Here is a 17302-nt window from a genome sequence, read left to right on the forward strand (position 1 = left end):
CAGTGGGTCAGCTGTACATCGGGTGGCTGACACACCGTCATCGGGGGCAAGCCCCCTCCCACATTTGGACGTGGGCGCTATGCCTTACTTCTGCTTTTCCAGCTGGTGGTATTTGCCTTCTTTATCCCACTGGTAAACCACGTAGTCGGACACTTTCAGGTCACCCTTGGCGTCCCAGGTCTTCTCGCCCATCACGGTCTTGACCGGGTGAGCCTTCAGCCATTTGGCGGCGTCTTCACCCTTGTTGGACTTGGCGCCGTTGAAACCGGCGGCCAGGGCCTGCAACGAGGCGTAGGCGTACAGGGTGTAGCCTTCAGGCTCGTAACCGGCCTTGCGGAACTCTTCCACCACGGCCTTGCTGTCCGGCAGCAGGCGCGGGTCGGCGCCGAAGGTCATGTACACGCCATCGACGTACTGCGCGCCGCCGGCGGTGGCCACCAGTTCGTCGGTCACGACACCGTCGTCGGACATGAACTTGACGTCCTTGAGGCCTGCTTCACGGATCTGGCGGACCAGTGGACCGGCTTCCGGGTGCAGGCCACCGAAGTACACCACGTCGGCGCCCAGGGAGCGGATCTTGGTGACCAGGGCGCTGAAGTCTTTCTCGCCACGGGTCAGGCCTTCTTCCAGCACCGGCTTGACGCCGCGCTTGGTCAACTGGGCAGCGGTGGCGTCGGCCAGGCCTTTGCCGTAGGTGTCCTTGTCGTTGATGACCGCGACTTTCTTGCCCTTGAGCACGTCGACGATGTAGTCGCCGGCGACGATGCCTTGCTGGTCGTCACGCCCGCACATGCGGAACATGGCGCCAAGGCCGCGCTCGGTCACTTGTGGGTTGGTGGAGCCTGGGGTGATCGCGATGATGCCCGCCTCGTCGTAGACCTCGGAGGCCGGTATGGTGTTGGACGAGCAGAAGTGCCCGACCACGCCGATCACTTTGTCCTGGTCGGCCAGACGGTTGGCCACGGCCACGGCCTGCTTGGGTTCGCAGGCGTCGTCGCCGGCCACCAGCACGACTTTCTCACCGTTGATGCCGCCGGCCTTGTTGATGACTTCGGCTGCCGCCTGGGCACCCTTCATGTACTGCTCACCGAACGACGCGTTGGCGCCCGTCATGGGCCCCGCTACGCCAATCTTCACATCAGCTTGAACAAACGTAGAAACACCCAGCGCCGCTGCAACGGCGAGGGCCAGAAAACCTTTCTTGTAAAACGTCTGGGACATGAGTGGTGCTCCGATATTTTTGATTTTTGGCACGACAACTTGCATTCAAACCTTTCACCGAAAGCTCAGAGCAAGCGTCGTGCCAGTACGTTTTTATTCTTCAAAAAGACACGGTGTCATTGTTATTACAGGCGTTTCGCTGCCGCTTGCCAGTACGTGCAACCCTCTAGCTTACAAAGGTGCAACCGGCAGCCATAAAAAGTACAACCCTTGCGGGTCACACCTGCAACCGGATGCATAAACGACTGTTCCTGCACTTGTTACAACATGCGTAACGGAACTGCACATTTACAGTGCGCGATTGCTACGACTTGCACCAATACAGATTAGGCGCCCGCGAACAGGATGCGGCCTTTTGCGCAGTATTTCGCTGATCAGATCACGATTCGCAGGCATTGCCCGGCGTGATACAGCGAGAATCCCGCCTCATACAAACAACTGCGCAGACCCACGCCGGCCAAAGGTTGCATCGGCGCGAACGGAATCGGCAACGCCTGGGGATTCTGGTGACACAGATAGTCGGCAAACGCCTTGCCGACCACACTGCCAGTGGTCACGCCCCGCCCGTTATAGCCGGTGACCGCCACAAGGCCCGGCGCCGGCTCGAACAGACGCATCAAGTGATCGGGGGTGAAGGCAATGCAACCGGTCCAGGTGTATTCCCACTGCACCGATTTGAGATACGGGAAATAGTGCTGCTGCACCCGATCGGCCCACGCCTTGAGGAACCAGGCCGGTTTCTGGTTGCCGTTGCCCAGGCTGCCGAGCAACAAACGACCATCGGCGTCGCGGCGGATGCTGCTCAATACCTGACGCGTGTCCCACGAACCCTGGCCGCCAGGCAGGATTTGTTTGGCGCCGTCGTCGGTCAGCGGCGCCGACGCCACCTGATAGTAATAACCGGGGAAAAAGTTACGCCGCAGTTCGGTCCATTCGCCTTCGGTGTAGGCGTTGGAGGCGATGACCACCTGTGCGGCTCGCACTGCCCCCTGGGCAGTCTGCACCGACCAGTTCGAACCCTGGCGTTCGAGTTGAGTGACGGGCGAATGGTCGAACAGTTGTCCGCCAAGGCCGACGGCGGCCGTGGCAAGCCCCGAGGTGTAGGCCATCGGGTTCAACGTGCCCGCACGTCGATCCAGCAAGGCGGCGGCGATCTTTTTCGTGCCGGTCGCCTGTTCGCAGACCTGGCCGGTGAGCAGTTCCACCGGTGCGCCACGGCGTTTCCATTGTTCTTCACGGCTGCGCAAATCCGCCTCGCCACGGGCGTTGTGCGCCATGTGCAACGTGCCCTCGCGGCGCAATTGGCAATCGATGTTGTATTTGTCGATCAGGCTGAACACCAGCGACGGCGCCGCGCCCAACATGCGGTTGAGCTGGCTGCCCACCGCTTCGCCGAAACCGGCTTCGATCTCGTCCGGCGGGATCCACAACCCGGCGTTCACCAGCCCGACGTTACGCCCCGAGCCACCATGACCGGTGCGATGGGCTTCGAGCACGGCGACGCTTTTACCCTGTTCCAGCAAATGAATGGCCGCCGACAAACCGGTGATGCCGGCGCCGATCACGCACACATCCACGTCGACCTCACCCTTGAGCGCGGCACGGTCCGGCCGACTGGGGGTGAGGTGTTCCCACAAACATGTTTCGCGTAGTGCCATTGCCAGACTCCGATGAGACCCAACAAACAACAATCTTGATGTGCAATGCGGTCGTATGTGGGATCAGTCGAAGGTGATGCCCTGCGCCAGCGGCAGCTCCAACGAGTAATTCACGGTATTGGTCTGCCGACGCATATACCCACGCCACGCATCCGACCCCGACTCACGCCCGCCGCCGGTCTCTTTCTCACCGCCAAACGCGCCGCCGATTTCCGCGCCACTCGGGCCGATGTTGACGTTGGCGATGCCGCAGTCACTGCCCACCGCCGACATGAACTGCTCGGCTTCGCGCACATCCGTGGTGAAGATGCACGATGACAAGCCTTGCGGTACGGCGTTGTTCAGACGCAGGGCTTCGGCGAAGTCGGTGTAGCCGACCACGTACAGGATCGGCGCGAAGGTCTCGGTGCACACCACGTCGCTTTGCTCGGGCATTTCCACAATCGCCGGCGACACGTAGTAGGCATTGGGGAAGGTGTCTTCCAGCTGGCGCTTGCCGCCGAACACCTTGCCGCCTTCGCTCAAGGCTTGCGCCAGGGCGTCCTGCATGTTGTCGAAGCCGTGCTTGTCGATCAGCGGGCCGATCAGGTTGCCTTCCAGCGGATGGCCGATGCGCACTTTGGCGTAGGCCGCCTTGAGGCGCGTGACGATTTCTTCCTTGACCGACTCGTGGGCGATCAGGCGGCGCAAGGTGGTGCAGCGCTGGCCGGCGGTGCCGACGGCGCTGAACAGAATGGCGCGTACGGCCATGTCCAGGTCGGCGCTTGGGCCGAGGATCATCGCGTTGTTGCCGCCCAGTTCGAGGATGCTGCGAGCGAAACGCGCGGCGACTTTCGGTGCGACTTCGCGGCCCATGCGGGTGCTGCCGGTGGCGCTGATCAACGCTACGCGTGGGTCATCCACCAGCGCAGCACCGGCATCGCGACCACCAATGATCACCTGGCTGAGGTACTGCGGGGCATCGTTAAAGTTCTTCAGCACGCGCTCGAACAGCGCCTGGCACGCCAGGGCGGTGAGCGGGGTTTTTTCCGACGGTTTCCAGATCACGGCGTTGCCGCACACCAGGGCCAGGGCGGTGTTCCACGCCCACACCGCAACCGGGAAGTTGAAGGCGCTGATCACGCCGACCACGCCCAGCGGGTGCCAGGTTTCACGCATGTGGTGGCCTGGGCGTTCGGAGGCGATGGTCAAGCCGTACAACTGGCGCGACAGGCCGACGGCGAAGTCGCAGATGTCGATCATTTCCTGCACTTCACCCAGGCCTTCCTGGGTGATCTTGCCGGCTTCCCAGGACACTAGCTCGCCCAGGTCGGCCTTGTATTCACGCAGCATGTCGCCCAATTGCCGTACCAACTCGCCACGACGTGGGGCCGGGACTTTGCGCCAGGCCTCGAATGCATGCTCGGCGCGACTGACCTGTTGCTCCACCTCGGCGGCGCCTTCCCAGTGCACGCTGCCGATCCGGCTGCCGTCAATCGGCGAATGCACGGGCTGTTTACCCGCCTGGTACAGGGCCGGGTTCACCCCGAGACGATCAAGCAATGCGGCAACCATGGGTCACTCCTTCAAATCTGCGTACAAAAAATCGCGCCGCAACACGCACGGCGATCCAGACCTTATTTGTAGCTGGCCCAAGACTTGCCAACAAACGACGATTAGGCGAGATATCATTCCGTTTATTCATGCAAAGCATAAAAAGAGGCACGCCGTGCTGAACAAAAGACATTTGCCCTCGATCACCGCCCTGCAGTGTTTCGAAGCCGCTACCCGCCACCTGAGCTTCACCCGCGCCGCCGAGGAGCTGAACCTCACGCAGAGCGCGGTGAGCAAACAAGTGGCGCAATTGGAGGAGTTGCTGCAGCACCTGTTGTTTCGCCGCGTGCGTCGCCGCCTGCAAATGACTCCGGCGGGCGATTTGTACCTGGTGGAAGTGCGCAAGATCCTCACCCAGGTGGAGATGTCCACCCATTACCTGCGCTCCTACGGCGGCGAAACCGAAGTGCTGCGCGTGTCCACGCCCTACACCTTCGGCGCACGCTGGCTGGTGCCGCGCCTCAAGGGCTGGCGCCTGCGCCACCCACAGATCCACCTGGACCTGTGTAACGAGCAGGAACCGGACGAATTGCTGCAGGGCAAGGCCGACCTGGCCTTCTATTTCGGCCAGGGCTCGCGCCCCGGCACCGAGAGCTTGAAGCTGTTCAGCGAAGAACTGGTGCCGGTGTGCGCACCGGAAAGCCTGCCGGCCAAACCTTTGACCGACCCTACGCAGCTCAGCAAGTTGGTGTTGTTGCAAAACGCCTCCCGCCCCCAGGGCTGGCATGACTGGTTCGCCAGCCAGGGTTACCAGACTGAGCACAGCTACCATGGCCCGCGTTTCGATACGTTCTATATGTGCATTCGTGCGGCACAGGTGGGGTGTGGCGTGGCGCTGCTGCCGCGCTTCCTGGTGGAAGAAGAACTGGCCGACGGCAAGTTGGTGATCCCTTGGCAGCATGCGATGCCGAGCCAGGATGCCTACTACCTGGCGTATCCAGAGCATTCGGCGGAAGTGCCCAAGGTGCGCGATTTTGTGAAGTGGATGATGGCTCAGGTTATTTAGTGCCCGATAGCGTCAGTAGCTTTGGCAAAAAAAATCACTGGCAAAACCCCACAGGTCTATGCGCCACTAGCCCCTTCCTCAATTGCGCGTAAAGGCCGGCGCCATCGCCGACCCGTCTGGAGATTCCCGTTATGAGCGAGAGTGTGTTTGCCGATCGCATCGTGCAGAACCTGCTCGACACCGACTTCTACAAGCTGACCATGATGCAGGCGGTGCTGCACAACTACCCCAACGTGGAAGTTGAATGGGAGTTTCGTTGCCGTAACAGCGAAGACCTGCGCCCGTACCTGGCGGAGATCCGCTACCAGATCGAGCGCCTCGCCGAGCTGAGCCTGAGCCCGGACCAGCTGGGGTTCCTGGAACGCATCAGTTTTATGAAACCGGATTTTCTGCGCTTTCTGGGGCTGTTTCGCTTCAACCTGCGCTATGTGCAGACCGGCATCGAGAACGGCGAGCTGTTTATCCGCCTGCGTGGGCCGTGGCTGCATGTGATCCTGTTCGAAGTACCGCTGCTGGCCATCGTCAGCGAAGTGCGTAACCGCTACCGCTACCAGACTGTGATCCTCGAACAGGCCCGCGAGCAGTTGTACCGCAAGTTCGACTGGCTGACCGCGAATGCCGGCAGCGATGAACTATCGGAACTGCAAGTGGCCGACTTCGGCACGCGCCGGCGCTTTTCGTACCGAGTGCAGGAGGAGGTGGTCAATGTGCTCAAGCACGACTTCCCCGGGCGCTTTGTCGGCACCAGCAACGTACACCTGGCCCGCGAGCTGAACATGAAACCCCTGGGCACCATGGCCCATGAGTGGATCATGGCCCACCAGCAACTCGGCCCGCGCCTGATCGACAGCCAGATCGCCGCCCTCGACTGCTGGGTCCGCGAATACCGTGGCCTGCTGGGCATCGCCCTGACCGATTGCATCACCACCGATGCGTTCCTCGGCGATTTCGACTTGTACTTCGCCAAGCTGTTCGACGGCCTGCGCCACGACTCCGGCGACCCGGTGCAGTGGGCCGAAAAAGCCATCGCCCATTACCACAAGCTCGGTATCGAACCAATGAGCAAGACGTTGGTGTTTTCCGACAGCCTGTCGTTGCCCAAGGCCCTGGAGATTTTCCGCGCGTTGCGTGGCCGCATTAATGTGAGCTTCGGCATCGGCACCAACCTGACCTGCGATATTCCAGGCGTGGAACCGATGAGCATCGTGCTTAAAATGACCGCCTGCAATGGCCAGCCCGTCGCGAAAATCTCTGATGAAGCGGGCAAGACCCACTGCACCGACCCGAATTTTGTCGCCTATTTACGTCACGTTTTCAAAGTACCTGCCATTTCCAGCAAGGAGTGAATCATGCAAGCCGTACAGCGTGAGATTGCGCAGCAGCTCAAGGTGCAAGCGCCATTCAAAGACCAGGCCGTCCTTGAAGCCGAGGTGGCCCGGCGCGTGACCTTTATCCAGGACTGCCTGCGCAATTCGGGCCTCAAGGCCCTGGTACTGGGCATCAGCGGCGGTGTCGACTCCCTCACCGCCGGCCTGTTGGCCCAGCGCGCCATGCAGGAACTGCGCGCCCGTAACGGTGATGAGGCGTATAAATTCATCGCCGTGCGCCTGCCCTACGAAACCCAGTTCGACGAAATCGACGCCCAGGCCTCGGTGGACTTTATCGACCCGGACGAGCGTCACACCGTGAATATCGGCCCGGCGGTGAAATCCCTGGCCAATGAAGTGGCGGCGTTTGAAGGCAAGGCCGCGGTGTCCCGCGACTTCGTGCTGGGCAACACCAAGGCGCGCATGCGCATGGTGGCGCAGTACACCATTGCCGGCGCCGCCGGTGGATTGGTGATCGGGACCGACCATGCGGCGGAAGCGGTGATGGGCTTTTTTACCAAGTTCGGTGATGGCGCGTGCGACCTGGCGCCACTGAGCGGGCTGGTGAAAAACCAGGTGCGCGCAATCGCACGCCACTTTGGCGCGCCGGAGTCGTTGGTGGAGAAGGTGCCGACGGCCGACCTCGAAGACCTGTCGCCGGGCAAGCCGGACGAAGCGTCACATGGCGTGACCTATGCCGAGATCGATGCGTTCCTGCATGGCGAACCGGTGCGCGAGGAAGCGTTCAGGATTATCTGTGAGACGTATCGCAAGACTGAGCACAAGCGGGTGATGCCGTTTGCGCCGTGAGGCGAGTCAGATAGTTTTGCATTGATTGTCAGGCCGCTATCGGGGGCAAGCCCCCTCCCACACTTGACCGAGTTCGAGCATGAGAATGCGGTCGAATGTGGGAGGGGGCTTGCCCCCGATGAACGATAACGCGGTCTTACTTGACGACCACAGTGCCTTTCATCATCGAAATGTGGCCCGGGAACGAGCAGAAGAACGCGTAGTCGGTCCCGGCTGCCAGCTTCGACACATCGAATGTCACCGAATCTTTCTCGCCGGCACCGATGATCTTGGTGTGGGCGATGATGCGGGTGTCACCTTCTTTCAGGTAGTTCTTGTCGATACCGGCACCCATGCCGTCGCTGGCGATGCCAGGCATATCGGCGGCAGAACTCAGCACCCAGTTATGCCCCATGACATTTTTCGGCAAGCTGCCGGAGTGAGTCAGCTCCACGGTGAACGTCTTGCAGCTTTTGTCGATTTCAATGGCTTTGGTGTTGAAGGACATCTGGTCAGTGGAGTCGACGGTGACCTTGCACTCTGCAGCAAGCAACTGGCCACTCGCCAGAGTCAGCAGGGAAACAGCAAAGATTTTCGCAAACATGTGAATCTCCAAGGCAGGGTTTAAAAACGCGGATTGCGGTAAGGGTGCCTCATACGGGCTTGAGTTCTTATGATCTGAATCAACAAATTGTATACAACTTTAGGCTATCAGACTTATCAACACAATCTACCAGCCAAAGTCGCAGCACCCGCCTATGATCGGCCCCATCACCCACTGGAGCCCGAGCCATGCCCTTCAATCAATTCTTCAACGGCCTGTTGGCCGCGTATGCCTGCGGTAAGTGAAGGCCAAGCGCGCTGCTAAGCTGCTACCATAGCGACCCAAGGCAGCCGCGCGCCGCCACCCTCACCTTCGACCCTAGAGGATCGCCCATGGCCAAACCCAATTACTCCTTCGCCAAACGTCAGAGAGACCTGGCCAAGGAACAGAAGAAAGAGGAAAAGCTGCAACGCAAGAAAGCCGCCGCCGATGAAGAAGCCGGCGCACTGAACCCGGACGTCGACGCAGAAGAAACGAGCGACGAGACTGAAGCACCAAAAGATCCGGCTGAATAATTTCCTTTGTGGTGAGCAGGCGCGCCCTGCTCACCACAATCCACCGTTACTCCAGCGGCATCACCGTCACCCGCACTTCCGGGTCATGGCTCCCTCCCCCCAGAATCACCCCCCGCAACGGCGACACATCGGAAAAATCCCGGCCCCAGGCCAGGGTGATGTGCTCCAGTGCCGGCTGCACGTTGTTCGTCGGGTCAAAATCCACCCAGCCCGCCACCGGGCAAAACACCGAAACCCACGCATGGGACGCATCGGCGCCGATCAGTCGTGGCTGGCCGGGCGGTGGCTGGGTGAGCAGGTAGCCGCTGATATAACGCGCCGCCAGGCCTCGCGAACGCAGGCAGGCGAGCATCAGGTGGGCAAAGTCCTGGCACACGCCGCGGCGGCGTTCCAGCACTTCCACCAACGGCGTGGCGACTTGGGTGGCTTCGGCATCAAAGGTAAATTCACTGAAGATTTTTTCCATCAGTGCCTGCACGCCAAGCAACAACGGCTCGCCGGGCGGGAAACAACTTTCGGAGAACTCGACGAAGGTTTTCTTCAGGTGCACGTAGGGGGATTCGAAGCGATAGCGGCACGCTTCGATCCGCTCAGGGGTCATTGCCTGGCTGCTGTAGGTCAGGCTGTCTCGCGTCCGGTCCCAGGGCGGCGACTGTTGGAAGTCCAGCAGCGGTCGTGCCAGCACTTCCACGGTCAACCCGGCATTGACCAACAGCTCATCGTGGGGCCGCTCGAAGGCCAGGCGCGTGATCGGGTTGCCGAACACATCCAGCTCATCGCGTCGCGACGATGGCTGCGGGCTGATCTCCAGCTGTTGCGAGGTGCAGCGCTGCCAGGCGCACGGCCGGGGCCACAAATGCGCCAGCTGCTGGGCCAGGGACACCGGGCTGTCGTAGTGGTAATGGGTATCGTGAAAAATCTGGTAGCGCGCGCTCATTACACCGACACCGTTTGCTGGCTGACATCATCCACATGGGCAAAATGGCGCAGCGCCAGGCGATCCGACACTTGCCCGCTTTCATCGGCCACCGCTTGCAGCAGGTCGGCCAGGCCATCCAGTGCGGCGCGCACACTGGTTTCGCCGAACAGTCCGTTCTCCAGGCAACCCAGGTCGAAACGCGCCAGGCGCTCCACCAAGGGCGCCAGGCCGGTTTCGCGGGGCACGCCGAAGTCATCGTTGAGACGACGCAGGGTGCGGCTCACCAGCTTGAGCTGGAACAGCACCGCATGGGGGTTCTGCTCGTCGAGCAGCAACAGGTCGAGCACCGGAATCAACTGCGGCACCGCCAGGTAGCGCGAGCGATAGGTGATGCTGCTGTTGCCCAGCTCCAGCAACCACTCCAGCCCCGCCTGATCGAATACCGCCACGCCGCGCAGGAACGCCGCGAGGCTGCTGCTCAGAAATTGCAGGCGCTCGATACGCCGGCCCATCATCAGGAAACGCCAGCCTTCGTCGCGGGTCATGTCGTCCAGGGCAAAGCCGGACAACGCCGCGAGGGACATCACCAGCCGGTTAAGGAAATCCAGTAACTCACCAAAGTCCGGGCTTTCACGCTCCAGCTCCATGGCTTCGCGTTGCAACTCGACCAGGGCCTGCCAGTTCTCGCGGGACAACTTGCCACGCACCTGGGACGCCGCCCACTGCAAGCGCTGCAGGTTGGCACGCAGGCTTTGCGGCCAGTCATCGCCGAGCAACGCCGCCATCAGGCGTTCGGGCAGCTCGTCTTCCTCCGGCAACAGACGCAGGTTTTCACCCAACTCTACCGCCGCCTGCAGCGCCAATGGGTCGTCGCCATCGACATAGCGCGCCAGCACGATACGCAGCCAACGTGCGCTGTCATCGCAGCGCTCGCAATAACGGCCAAACCAGAACAGGTTCTCTACCACGCGCGACGGCAGATAAGGATCACGGCGCACCAGGTCATGGGCACCAATCGTGCGCTGCGCGCGCCACTGCTCGCTGCCCGGTGCGCGTTCGCCGAGCACCCAGGTGTCTTTGCTTGCGCCACCGCGTTGCATCGACACCACTTCGGCATCGGCCTCGGCCGCCACGCGGGTCAGGCCGCCAGGCAGTACGCGGTAGCCCTCGGCGCTGGCCACGGCGTACACGCGCATGCCGATGGCGCGGTGTTGCAGGTGGTCATCCACGGTGTGCCACACCGGCGCCTGGGACAGTTGCGCCAATTCCTGGGCGACATAGGCGTAGGGCCGCGCACGCATGCGTTCGGCCAGGGCCTGGCGTTGCTCATCGTTCAAATCGCGGCCAAACACCGGGGCGAAACTCTGCGACGGGAAGGCCGGCTTGATCAGCAGCTCAGGCAGTTTCTCCAAGGCTTCGGCGAGCACCGGCGCCTCACCGCACCACCAAGTGGCGATGGACGGCAGGATCAGTGCTTCGCCGAACAGGAATTCATTGATCTTGGGCAGAAAGCCCAGCAGGCCCGGGGACTCCAGCACGCCGCTGCCCAGGGCATTGGCGACCAGCACATTGCCCTGGCGCACGGCATCGAGCAGGCCGGGCACGCCCAGGGCCGAGTCGGTGCGCAGCTCCAGCGGGTCGCAGAAGTCGTCGTCCAGGCGCGCATGATCGCGTGCACCCGGCGCAGGCCGCTGAGGGTCTTGAGGAATACGGTGCTGTCGCGCACGGTCAGGTCGCCGCCCTCCACCAGTGGGTAGCCGAGCTGGCGGGCGAGGTAGAGGTGTTCGAAATAGCTTTCGTTGAAGCGGCCAGGGGTGAGCAGCACGATCAGCGGCGGCTGGTTGTCGCTCGGCGCCTGGCGGGCCAGGGTTTCCTGGAGTGTGCGAAAGAACCCGGTGAGGTGCTGCACCTGCAAGTCGCGGTACAGGTCCGGGAAGGCGCGGGACACGATGGTACGGTTTTCCAACGCATAACCGGCGCCGACGGCGCCTGGGTGCGGTCGGCGGTGACCCACCAACGACCATCCGGGGTGCGCGCCAGGTCCACGGCGTACAGGTGCAGAAAAGTACCGTCGGGCGGTTGGATGCCCTGGCACGGCCATAGGAAATTGTTATGCCCGAACACCAGTTCCGCCGGCAGCAAGCCTTCCTTGATCAGGCGCTGCGGGCCATAGAGATCGGCGAGCACGGCATTGAGCAGGCGCGCACGCTGGGCGATCCCGGCGGACAACTGCTGCCATTCATCGGCGGCCAGCACATGGGGCAGCAAATCCAGCTCCCACGGGCGGTCGGCGCCCTTGGGGTCGGCGTAGACGTTATAGGTCACGCCGTTTTCCTGGATCTGCCGCGTCAGCAGCGCCTGGCGCTGGGCCAGTTGCGCCGGGGTGCTGCGCTGCAGGTGATCGAGCAGGCGCCGCCAATGGGCACGCACGGCGCCGCTGTCGTCCAGCAGTTCGTGATAAGTACCCGCGGTCAGCGGGTAACGGTCGAGCAAGTCGGACATGGAACGCTCGGCAGAGGCAAAGGGGCTCAGATTAACTCAACAAACACTGCAAATCCGCTGGAGTCGCCGGGCTTTTGTGGTGAGCGGGCTTGCCCCGCGTGAGGCAAGCTCGCTCACCACAAAAACCCAGGAACAGTGAAATCGCATTCAGTCTTTTTTATTGGAGAAACGTCGTAGATCCAGAGTCATCGGCAGCTCGTCATTAATCTCCAGGTTTGGCACCGGCAGTTTTCCAGGCGTATGCCCCAAGCGGAAAAACCGTTCCTGCCGCCGGCTCTCAGCCCCGTTGGCGTTCACCGGCAAACTGTCGTAATTACGTCCGCCCGGATGCGCCACGTGGTACTGACAGCCGCCCAGCGAACGTTGCATCCAGGTATCCAGCAGGTCGAACACCAACGGCGCGTGCACCGCAATGGTCGGTTGCAGGCAGTTGGCCGGTTGCCACGCGCGGTAGCGCACACCCGCGACAAACTCACCCACGCGACCGGTCGGTTGCAGCGGCACTGCAATACCGTTGCAGGTCAGCACGTAGCGCTGCGGCGGCAGGCCGCTGAGTTTGACTTGCAAGCGTTCCAGCGACGAGTCCACATACCGCACGGTACCGCCCACCGCGCCCTCCTCGCCCAGTACATGCCAAGGCTCCAAGGCCTGGCGCAGTTCCAGTTCGATACCGCTGACGGCGTAGTCGCCCACCTTGGGGAAACGGAACTCCAGGTGCGCGGCAAACCACTCGGCGCGCAGCGGGTAGCCGACGGCGTTGAGTTCGACGATGACGTCGGCGAAATCCTGCTCAATAAAGTGCGGCAGCAGGAAGCGGTCATGCAGTTCGGTGCCCCAGCGCGCCAGTTTTGGCGGTGCATAGGGTTCACGCCAGAAACGCGCGACCAGCGCCCGCAGCAGCAGTTGCTGGGTCAGGCTCATACGTGCGTGGGGCGGCATTTCAAAGGCGCGCAGCTCCAGCAGGCCCAGGCGGCCTGTGGCACCGTCGGGCGAGTAGAGCTTGTCGATGCAGAATTCGGCGCGGTGGGTGTTGCCCGTCACGTCGATCAGCAGGTTGCGCAACAGGCGGTCTACCAGCCACGGCGGGCATTCTTCGCCGGGGGCGGGCATCTGTGCGAAGGCGATTTCCAGCTCATACAACGCATCATTACGTGCTTCATCCACCCGTGGCGCCTGGGAGGTCGGGCCTATAAACAGGCCGGAAAACAGGTAGGACAGCGATGGGTGGTTATGCCAGTAGCTGATCAAACTGCGCAGCAAGTCGGGGCGACGCAGAAACGGCGAATCCTTCGGCGTGGCGCCCCCGAGCACAAAGTGGTTACCGCCACCGGTACCGGTGTGGCGCCCGTCGATCATGAATTTTTCAGTGGTCAGGCGGGTTTGCCGGGCCTCTTCGTAGAGGAATTCGGTGCGCTCGACCAACTCGTCCCAGGTGGCGGACGGCTGCACGTTGACCTCGATCACACCCGGGTCCGGGGTAATCCGGAAGTTGCTCAGGCGCATATCGAACGGCGGCTCATAGCCTTCCAACAGCACCGGGCAATGCAACTCTTCGGCGGTGGCCTCAATGGCGGCCACCAGCTCCAGATAATCCTCAACGCGCTCCAGAGGCGGCATGAACAGGTACAGCCGGCCCTCACGTGCTTCGGCGCACAACGCGGTGCGGGTCAGCCAATCGGCGGATTCGTCCACCCGCGGCACGCGGTCCTCACTGGGTGCAGGCTCACCGTGGCTTTGCAGTTGCGCGGTGGTGGGCAGCTCCGGCTGCTCCTGATTCGGGTCGGTGGGGTGCACGAACGGATATTCCGCCGCCGTCACCCACGGTTGCGAAGCCAGCGGCAGGCGATAGCCCAGCGGCGAATCTCCCGGCACCAGGCGGCAGTGGTTGTCGCGCAGGTACCAGCGGCCGCTTTGCCAACGGTCATTGGCCGCCGTGCGCGCCAGCGGCAGTACCTGGCCGATGACTTTATCCAGACCCTGGCTGAACACTTTGCGCAGGCGTGCGCGCTCCAGCTCGTCGCTCAGGCGCGGGTCCTGGGCGGTGACGTTTTGCGCCAGCGCGCCTTCGCGCCACAGGTAGTAAAAATTATCTTCGAACGCGGGGAACACAAAGCGCGCCGGCAGCTTGAGACGCTCGGCGACGCTGGCCAGGAAACGCCCGGCCATCACGCCATCGGCGCCGTAGTCCTGCTGTTCATCGGCGATCAACGCGCTGTTGTGCCAGATCGGCACGCCGTCGCGGCGCCAGTAGCAGTTGAGCGACCAACGCGGCAGTTGTTCGCCGGGGTACCACTTGCCCTGGCCGAAATGCACCAGGCCCTTGGGCGCATAGTGCTGGCGCATGCGCTGGAACAGCTCGGCCGACAGGCGACGCTTGTCCGGGCCGAGGCGGCGGTGTTCCACTCGGCGCCATCGGGGTCGTCAATGGACACGAAGGTCGGTTCGCCGCCCATGGTCAGGCGCACGTCGTGCTTGAGCAGGTCGCCATCGATCTGTCGGCCCAGGGCCTGAATCGCCAGCCATTGTTCCTCGGTGTAGGGCTTGGTCACCCGAGGGGCTTCCCAGATCCGCTCCACCGACATTTCGTGAGTAAATTCGCACTCGCACGGTTCCACCAGCCCACTGATCGGTGCAGCGGACGATGGGTCAGGGCTACAGGCCAGCGGAATATGCCCTTCACCGGCAAACAAGCCGGACGTGGCGTCCAGGCCGATCCAGCGGCGCCGGGCAAATACACTTCGCACCAGGCGTGCAGGTCGGTGAAGTCCACCTCAGTGCCGGATGGGCCATCGAGGGCTTTGACGTCGGCGGTCAGCTGAATCAAGTAGCCGGACACAAATCGCGCCGCCAAGCCCAGGTTGCGCAACAGTTGCACCAGCAACCACGCCGAATCGCGGCACGAGCCGGAGGCGTTTTCCAGCGTGAACTCCGGGGTTTGCACGCCCGGCTCCATGCGGATCAGGTAGCCGATATCGGTGGCCAGGCGCTGGTTGAGGCCCACCAGGAAATCCACGGCGGGCAATGGCGTACGGTCGATACCGGCCAGGTAGGCCGCGAATTTAGGCGTCAGCGGCAGGGTTTCCAGGTACGGCGCCAGCTCGCGCTGCTCATCGGCGGCGTAGCTGAAAGGGATCTTCTCGGCGTAGGGCTCGAGGAAAAAGTCGAACGGGTTGAACACCGCCATCTCGGCGACCAGGTCGACTTCGATACGCAGTTCATCGGTCTTTTCCGGAAACACCAGGCGCGCCAGGTAATTGCCCTGGGGGTCTTGCTGCCAATTGATGAAGTGCTGCTCGGGCAGTACTTTGAGTGCGTAGGACAAAATCCGCGTGCGGCTATGGGCCGCCGGGCGTAAACGCACGATCTGTGGGCCGAGTTCAACAGCGCGGTCGTAGCGGTAATGCGTAACGTGGTGCAACGCGACATGAATCGACACGGCGGCCTCCTGCGAGCCAGGGCATGGACACAACGTGCGCAAGACTTATGCCAGAGCGGCGATCATTGCGCGTTATCGTAAGACCCGCTGCAGTAGAGCACCAAAACGGCGCCAATGTACGTAGCGTGGTGCAGGCGCTGCACATATTTGTGGCGCAGGGTGGCGAATCTACCCACCTAGCGTGCTTTGTGTGTTGCGATGATGGCTTGGCGCCGCCGCCTCACTTCAACGAGTTTCTGGCGCATTTCGCGGTGACGCTTACTGTTGAGCAGCAGCAACCCCAGCAGCGGGAACAGCAGGCTCAAGCCATAGGAAAGCGGATGCGGACCAAACGCGATGGTGGGCAGCACCCCCAGAACACAGAGCGCAAGCAATATCACCAGCGGCCATACCCATTGCGGCCGCCCGCGCGCGATCATGAAATTGCACTGCACGATGCCCCACGTCAGCGCGAGGCCACCCAGGAAGGAATACTTGAGGTTGTCGTCCATCGACAAGCGCGGGAAATAACTGTCGAAAATCAGTGGCACCGCAAACACCAGGCTGAACACCGCCGCAAAAATTGCGCCCATGAAGACCGGAAAGTACTGCGCCAGAAAACTGCGAATACTGGGTAGCTCATTCATTGCTCATTTCCTCATACAGTCCCACGGCAATGGTGCGCACATTCCCCGAGATTGCACTGCCGGAGAAACCGATGGCCGCGCCCAGGGCATCCTGTATCTGGGTCACCGTTGCATGCTTGACCTGGGCGGGGGTGAAACGCTTGGTCGCCTCGCCGGACAGTTGCTTCAACTTGAGCATTTTGGCGGTCATGCGCGGGTCCTGGATGCTGAGCAGCTCCTTCGTGAGCTTGGCGCGCTCTTGCCGGGTCAATCCTCGCAATACCTCCCGCACGCTTTTGCCGGTGGCGGCCTGGTTCAGTCGCACCAGCTTTATCGTGGTCAACGACGATGCGCCGACCCCGATCAACGACGCCGCATCCAGCGCGATCATTGTGTACTGATACCACTCCGAGCTGTCGAGCTTGTCGTTTTTGGAGGGGTCACTGATCTCATTGCTGACGCGATAGCCACTGGCGAAACACTGCAGTGTGCTGGCCGTGGCGGCGGTATAGCCGATGGCCGTGATCACGCTGCTGGCGCCCGCCGTGAAAGGCACGGCGACGGTACCGCTGAGCACGACGATCCAACCGATGATCGCGCCTGCGCAGGACAGAGACGTGTTGATCGCCTCTCCCACCAGGCGCGATTCGCGAGGGTTGTCCTGGACCTGTTGCGCAAACTGCGCCGGGGCAATGTACTTCTGCGCTTCACGCAAAATAATGCGTTTGGGGGCAATGCTGCAGATCGGCTGGAACTCACGCAGCGTGACCACGTTGAAATCGGCATCGATATACACGACGCCCGCCCCCACGATGGCCGGATCGGCATCAATGGCCGCAAACAGGCGCGGCAGGTTGATCTGGCTTTCGATGCGCTGGCGCGCCAGGAACTGGGAGCGGTTGGAGTCCATGCCGATGTTGAGCAGGGGGTTGCTCATTGGGGTGCTCTTCCTTGAAAGGGGTGGTGACTGGACTGACGCTATCGGGGGCAAGCCCCCTCCCACATTTTGAATGTATTCACGCAACAAGTGTGGGAGGGGGCTTGCCCCCGATGGCGATCTAATGGGCGCCACCTTAGCAAACAGGCA

11 protein-coding genes and 2 pseudogenes are annotated in these 17302 nt (G+C 62.0%); 4 read left to right on the plus strand and 9 right to left on the minus strand.

Annotated features, from left to right (window positions below; translation table 11 throughout):
* Window positions 1-84: 84 nt before the first annotated feature.
* The 3 genes from JWR98_RS16995 to amaB all read right to left on the minus strand — a co-directional run bounded on the left by JWR98_RS16995 (window position 85) and on the right by amaB (window position 4433).
* A complete protein-coding gene (locus JWR98_RS16995; protein ID WP_003171394.1) occupies window positions 85-1221 on the minus strand; it encodes a branched-chain amino acid ABC transporter substrate-binding protein in 1137 nt (378 codons plus the stop codon).
* 374 nt (window positions 1222-1595) lie between these two features.
* A complete protein-coding gene (amaA, locus tag JWR98_RS17000) occupies window positions 1596-2879 on the minus strand; it encodes an L-pipecolate oxidase (RefSeq protein WP_205490613.1) in 1284 nt (427 codons plus the stop codon).
* A 63-nt stretch (window positions 2880-2942) separates the two neighbouring features.
* Window positions 2943-4433, minus strand: a complete 1491-nt coding sequence (gene amaB / locus JWR98_RS17005; RefSeq protein ID WP_078731334.1) for an L-piperidine-6-carboxylate dehydrogenase — start codon at window positions 4431-4433, stop codon at window positions 2943-2945.
* Between the two features lie 154 nt (window positions 4434-4587).
* Here amaB and JWR98_RS17010 point away from each other — a divergent pair, with 154 nt between their 5' ends.
* The 3 genes from JWR98_RS17010 (at window position 4588) to nadE (ending at window position 7655) form a co-directional block, all read left to right on the plus strand.
* Window positions 4588-5478 carry a LysR substrate-binding domain-containing protein gene (locus JWR98_RS17010; RefSeq protein ID WP_205490614.1) on the plus strand — a complete coding sequence of 297 codons (891 nt, stop codon included), beginning with the start codon at window positions 4588-4590 and terminating at the stop codon, window positions 5476-5478.
* Window positions 5479-5609: 131 nt separating this feature from the next.
* The gene (gene pncB / locus JWR98_RS17015) at window positions 5610-6824 is read left to right on the plus strand and encodes a nicotinate phosphoribosyltransferase (protein ID WP_003171388.1); all 1215 of its coding nucleotides are present in this window, start codon (window positions 5610-5612) and stop codon (window positions 6822-6824) included.
* A 3-nt stretch (window positions 6825-6827) separates the two neighbouring features.
* The gene (gene nadE, locus JWR98_RS17020; RefSeq protein WP_205490626.1) at window positions 6828-7655 is read left to right on the plus strand and encodes an ammonia-dependent NAD(+) synthetase; all 828 of its coding nucleotides are present in this window, start codon (window positions 6828-6830) and stop codon (window positions 7653-7655) included.
* A gap of 136 nt (window positions 7656-7791) precedes the next feature.
* Here nadE and azu read toward each other — a convergent pair whose 3' ends face one another.
* Complete coding sequence (azu, locus tag JWR98_RS17025; protein ID WP_078731332.1) at window positions 7792-8238, minus strand: azurin; 447 nt, start codon at window positions 8236-8238, stop codon at window positions 7792-7794.
* A 332-nt stretch (window positions 8239-8570) separates the two neighbouring features.
* Between azu and JWR98_RS17030 the strand changes: the two genes are divergently transcribed.
* Window positions 8571-8753 carry a hypothetical protein gene (locus JWR98_RS17030; RefSeq protein WP_003171385.1) on the plus strand — a complete coding sequence of 61 codons (183 nt, stop codon included), beginning with the start codon at window positions 8571-8573 and terminating at the stop codon, window positions 8751-8753.
* Between the two features lie 46 nt (window positions 8754-8799).
* On the opposite strand, the gene JWR98_RS17035 is transcribed toward JWR98_RS17030, so the two are convergent.
* The 5 genes and pseudogenes from JWR98_RS17035 to ssp4 form a co-directional block, all read right to left on the minus strand.
* The gene (locus tag JWR98_RS17035; RefSeq protein WP_003171384.1) at window positions 8800-9690 is read right to left on the minus strand and encodes a transglutaminase family protein; all 891 of its coding nucleotides are present in this window, start codon (window positions 9688-9690) and stop codon (window positions 8800-8802) included.
* Window positions 9690-12174, minus strand: a pseudogene (locus tag JWR98_RS17040) (circularly permuted type 2 ATP-grasp protein). Before JWR98_RS17040 ends, JWR98_RS17035 begins: the two are co-directional and overlap by 1 nt.
* 147 nt (window positions 12175-12321) lie before the next feature.
* Window positions 12322-15610: pseudogene (locus JWR98_RS17045) on the minus strand (transglutaminase family protein).
* Between the two features lie 176 nt (window positions 15611-15786).
* A complete protein-coding gene (locus tag JWR98_RS17050; protein WP_205490628.1) occupies window positions 15787-16236 on the minus strand; it encodes a hypothetical protein in 450 nt (149 codons plus the stop codon).
* The gene (gene ssp4 / locus JWR98_RS17055) at window positions 16229-17152 is read right to left on the minus strand and encodes an Ssp4 family T6SS effector (RefSeq protein WP_078731327.1); all 924 of its coding nucleotides are present in this window, start codon (window positions 17150-17152) and stop codon (window positions 16229-16231) included. The genes JWR98_RS17050 and ssp4 overlap by 8 nt, the downstream gene beginning before the upstream one ends.
* Between the last annotated feature and the right edge of the window lie 150 nt (window positions 17153-17302).

The sequence above is a fragment of the Pseudomonas lactucae genome, assembly GCF_016937615.1.
Lineage (GTDB): Bacteria > Pseudomonadota > Gammaproteobacteria > Pseudomonadales > Pseudomonadaceae > Aquipseudomonas > Aquipseudomonas lactucae.

Coding starts and splice junctions, on each gene's coding strand:
- JWR98_RS16995 (WP_003171394.1), bottom strand. CDS start 1,221: ATGTCCCAGACGTTTTACAAGAAAGGTTTTCTGGCCCTCGCCGTTGCA.
- amaA (WP_205490613.1), bottom strand. CDS start 2,879: ATGGCACTACGCGAAACATGTTTGTGGGAACACCTCACCCCCAGTCGG.
- amaB (WP_078731334.1), bottom strand. CDS start 4,433: ATGGTTGCCGCATTGCTTGATCGTCTCGGGGTGAACCCGGCCCTGTAC.
- pncB (WP_003171388.1), top strand. CDS start 5,610: ATGAGCGAGAGTGTGTTTGCCGATCGCATCGTGCAGAACCTGCTCGAC.
- nadE (WP_205490626.1), top strand. CDS start 6,828: ATGCAAGCCGTACAGCGTGAGATTGCGCAGCAGCTCAAGGTGCAAGCG.
- azu (WP_078731332.1), bottom strand. CDS start 8,238: ATGTTTGCGAAAATCTTTGCTGTTTCCCTGCTGACTCTGGCGAGTGGC.
- JWR98_RS17030 (WP_003171385.1), top strand. CDS start 8,571: ATGGCCAAACCCAATTACTCCTTCGCCAAACGTCAGAGAGACCTGGCC.
- JWR98_RS17035 (WP_003171384.1), bottom strand. CDS start 9,690: ATGAGCGCGCGCTACCAGATTTTTCACGATACCCATTACCACTACGAC.
- JWR98_RS17050 (WP_205490628.1), bottom strand. CDS start 16,236: ATGAATGAGCTACCCAGTATTCGCAGTTTTCTGGCGCAGTACTTTCCG.
- ssp4 (WP_078731327.1), bottom strand. CDS start 17,152: ATGAGCAACCCCCTGCTCAACATCGGCATGGACTCCAACCGCTCCCAG.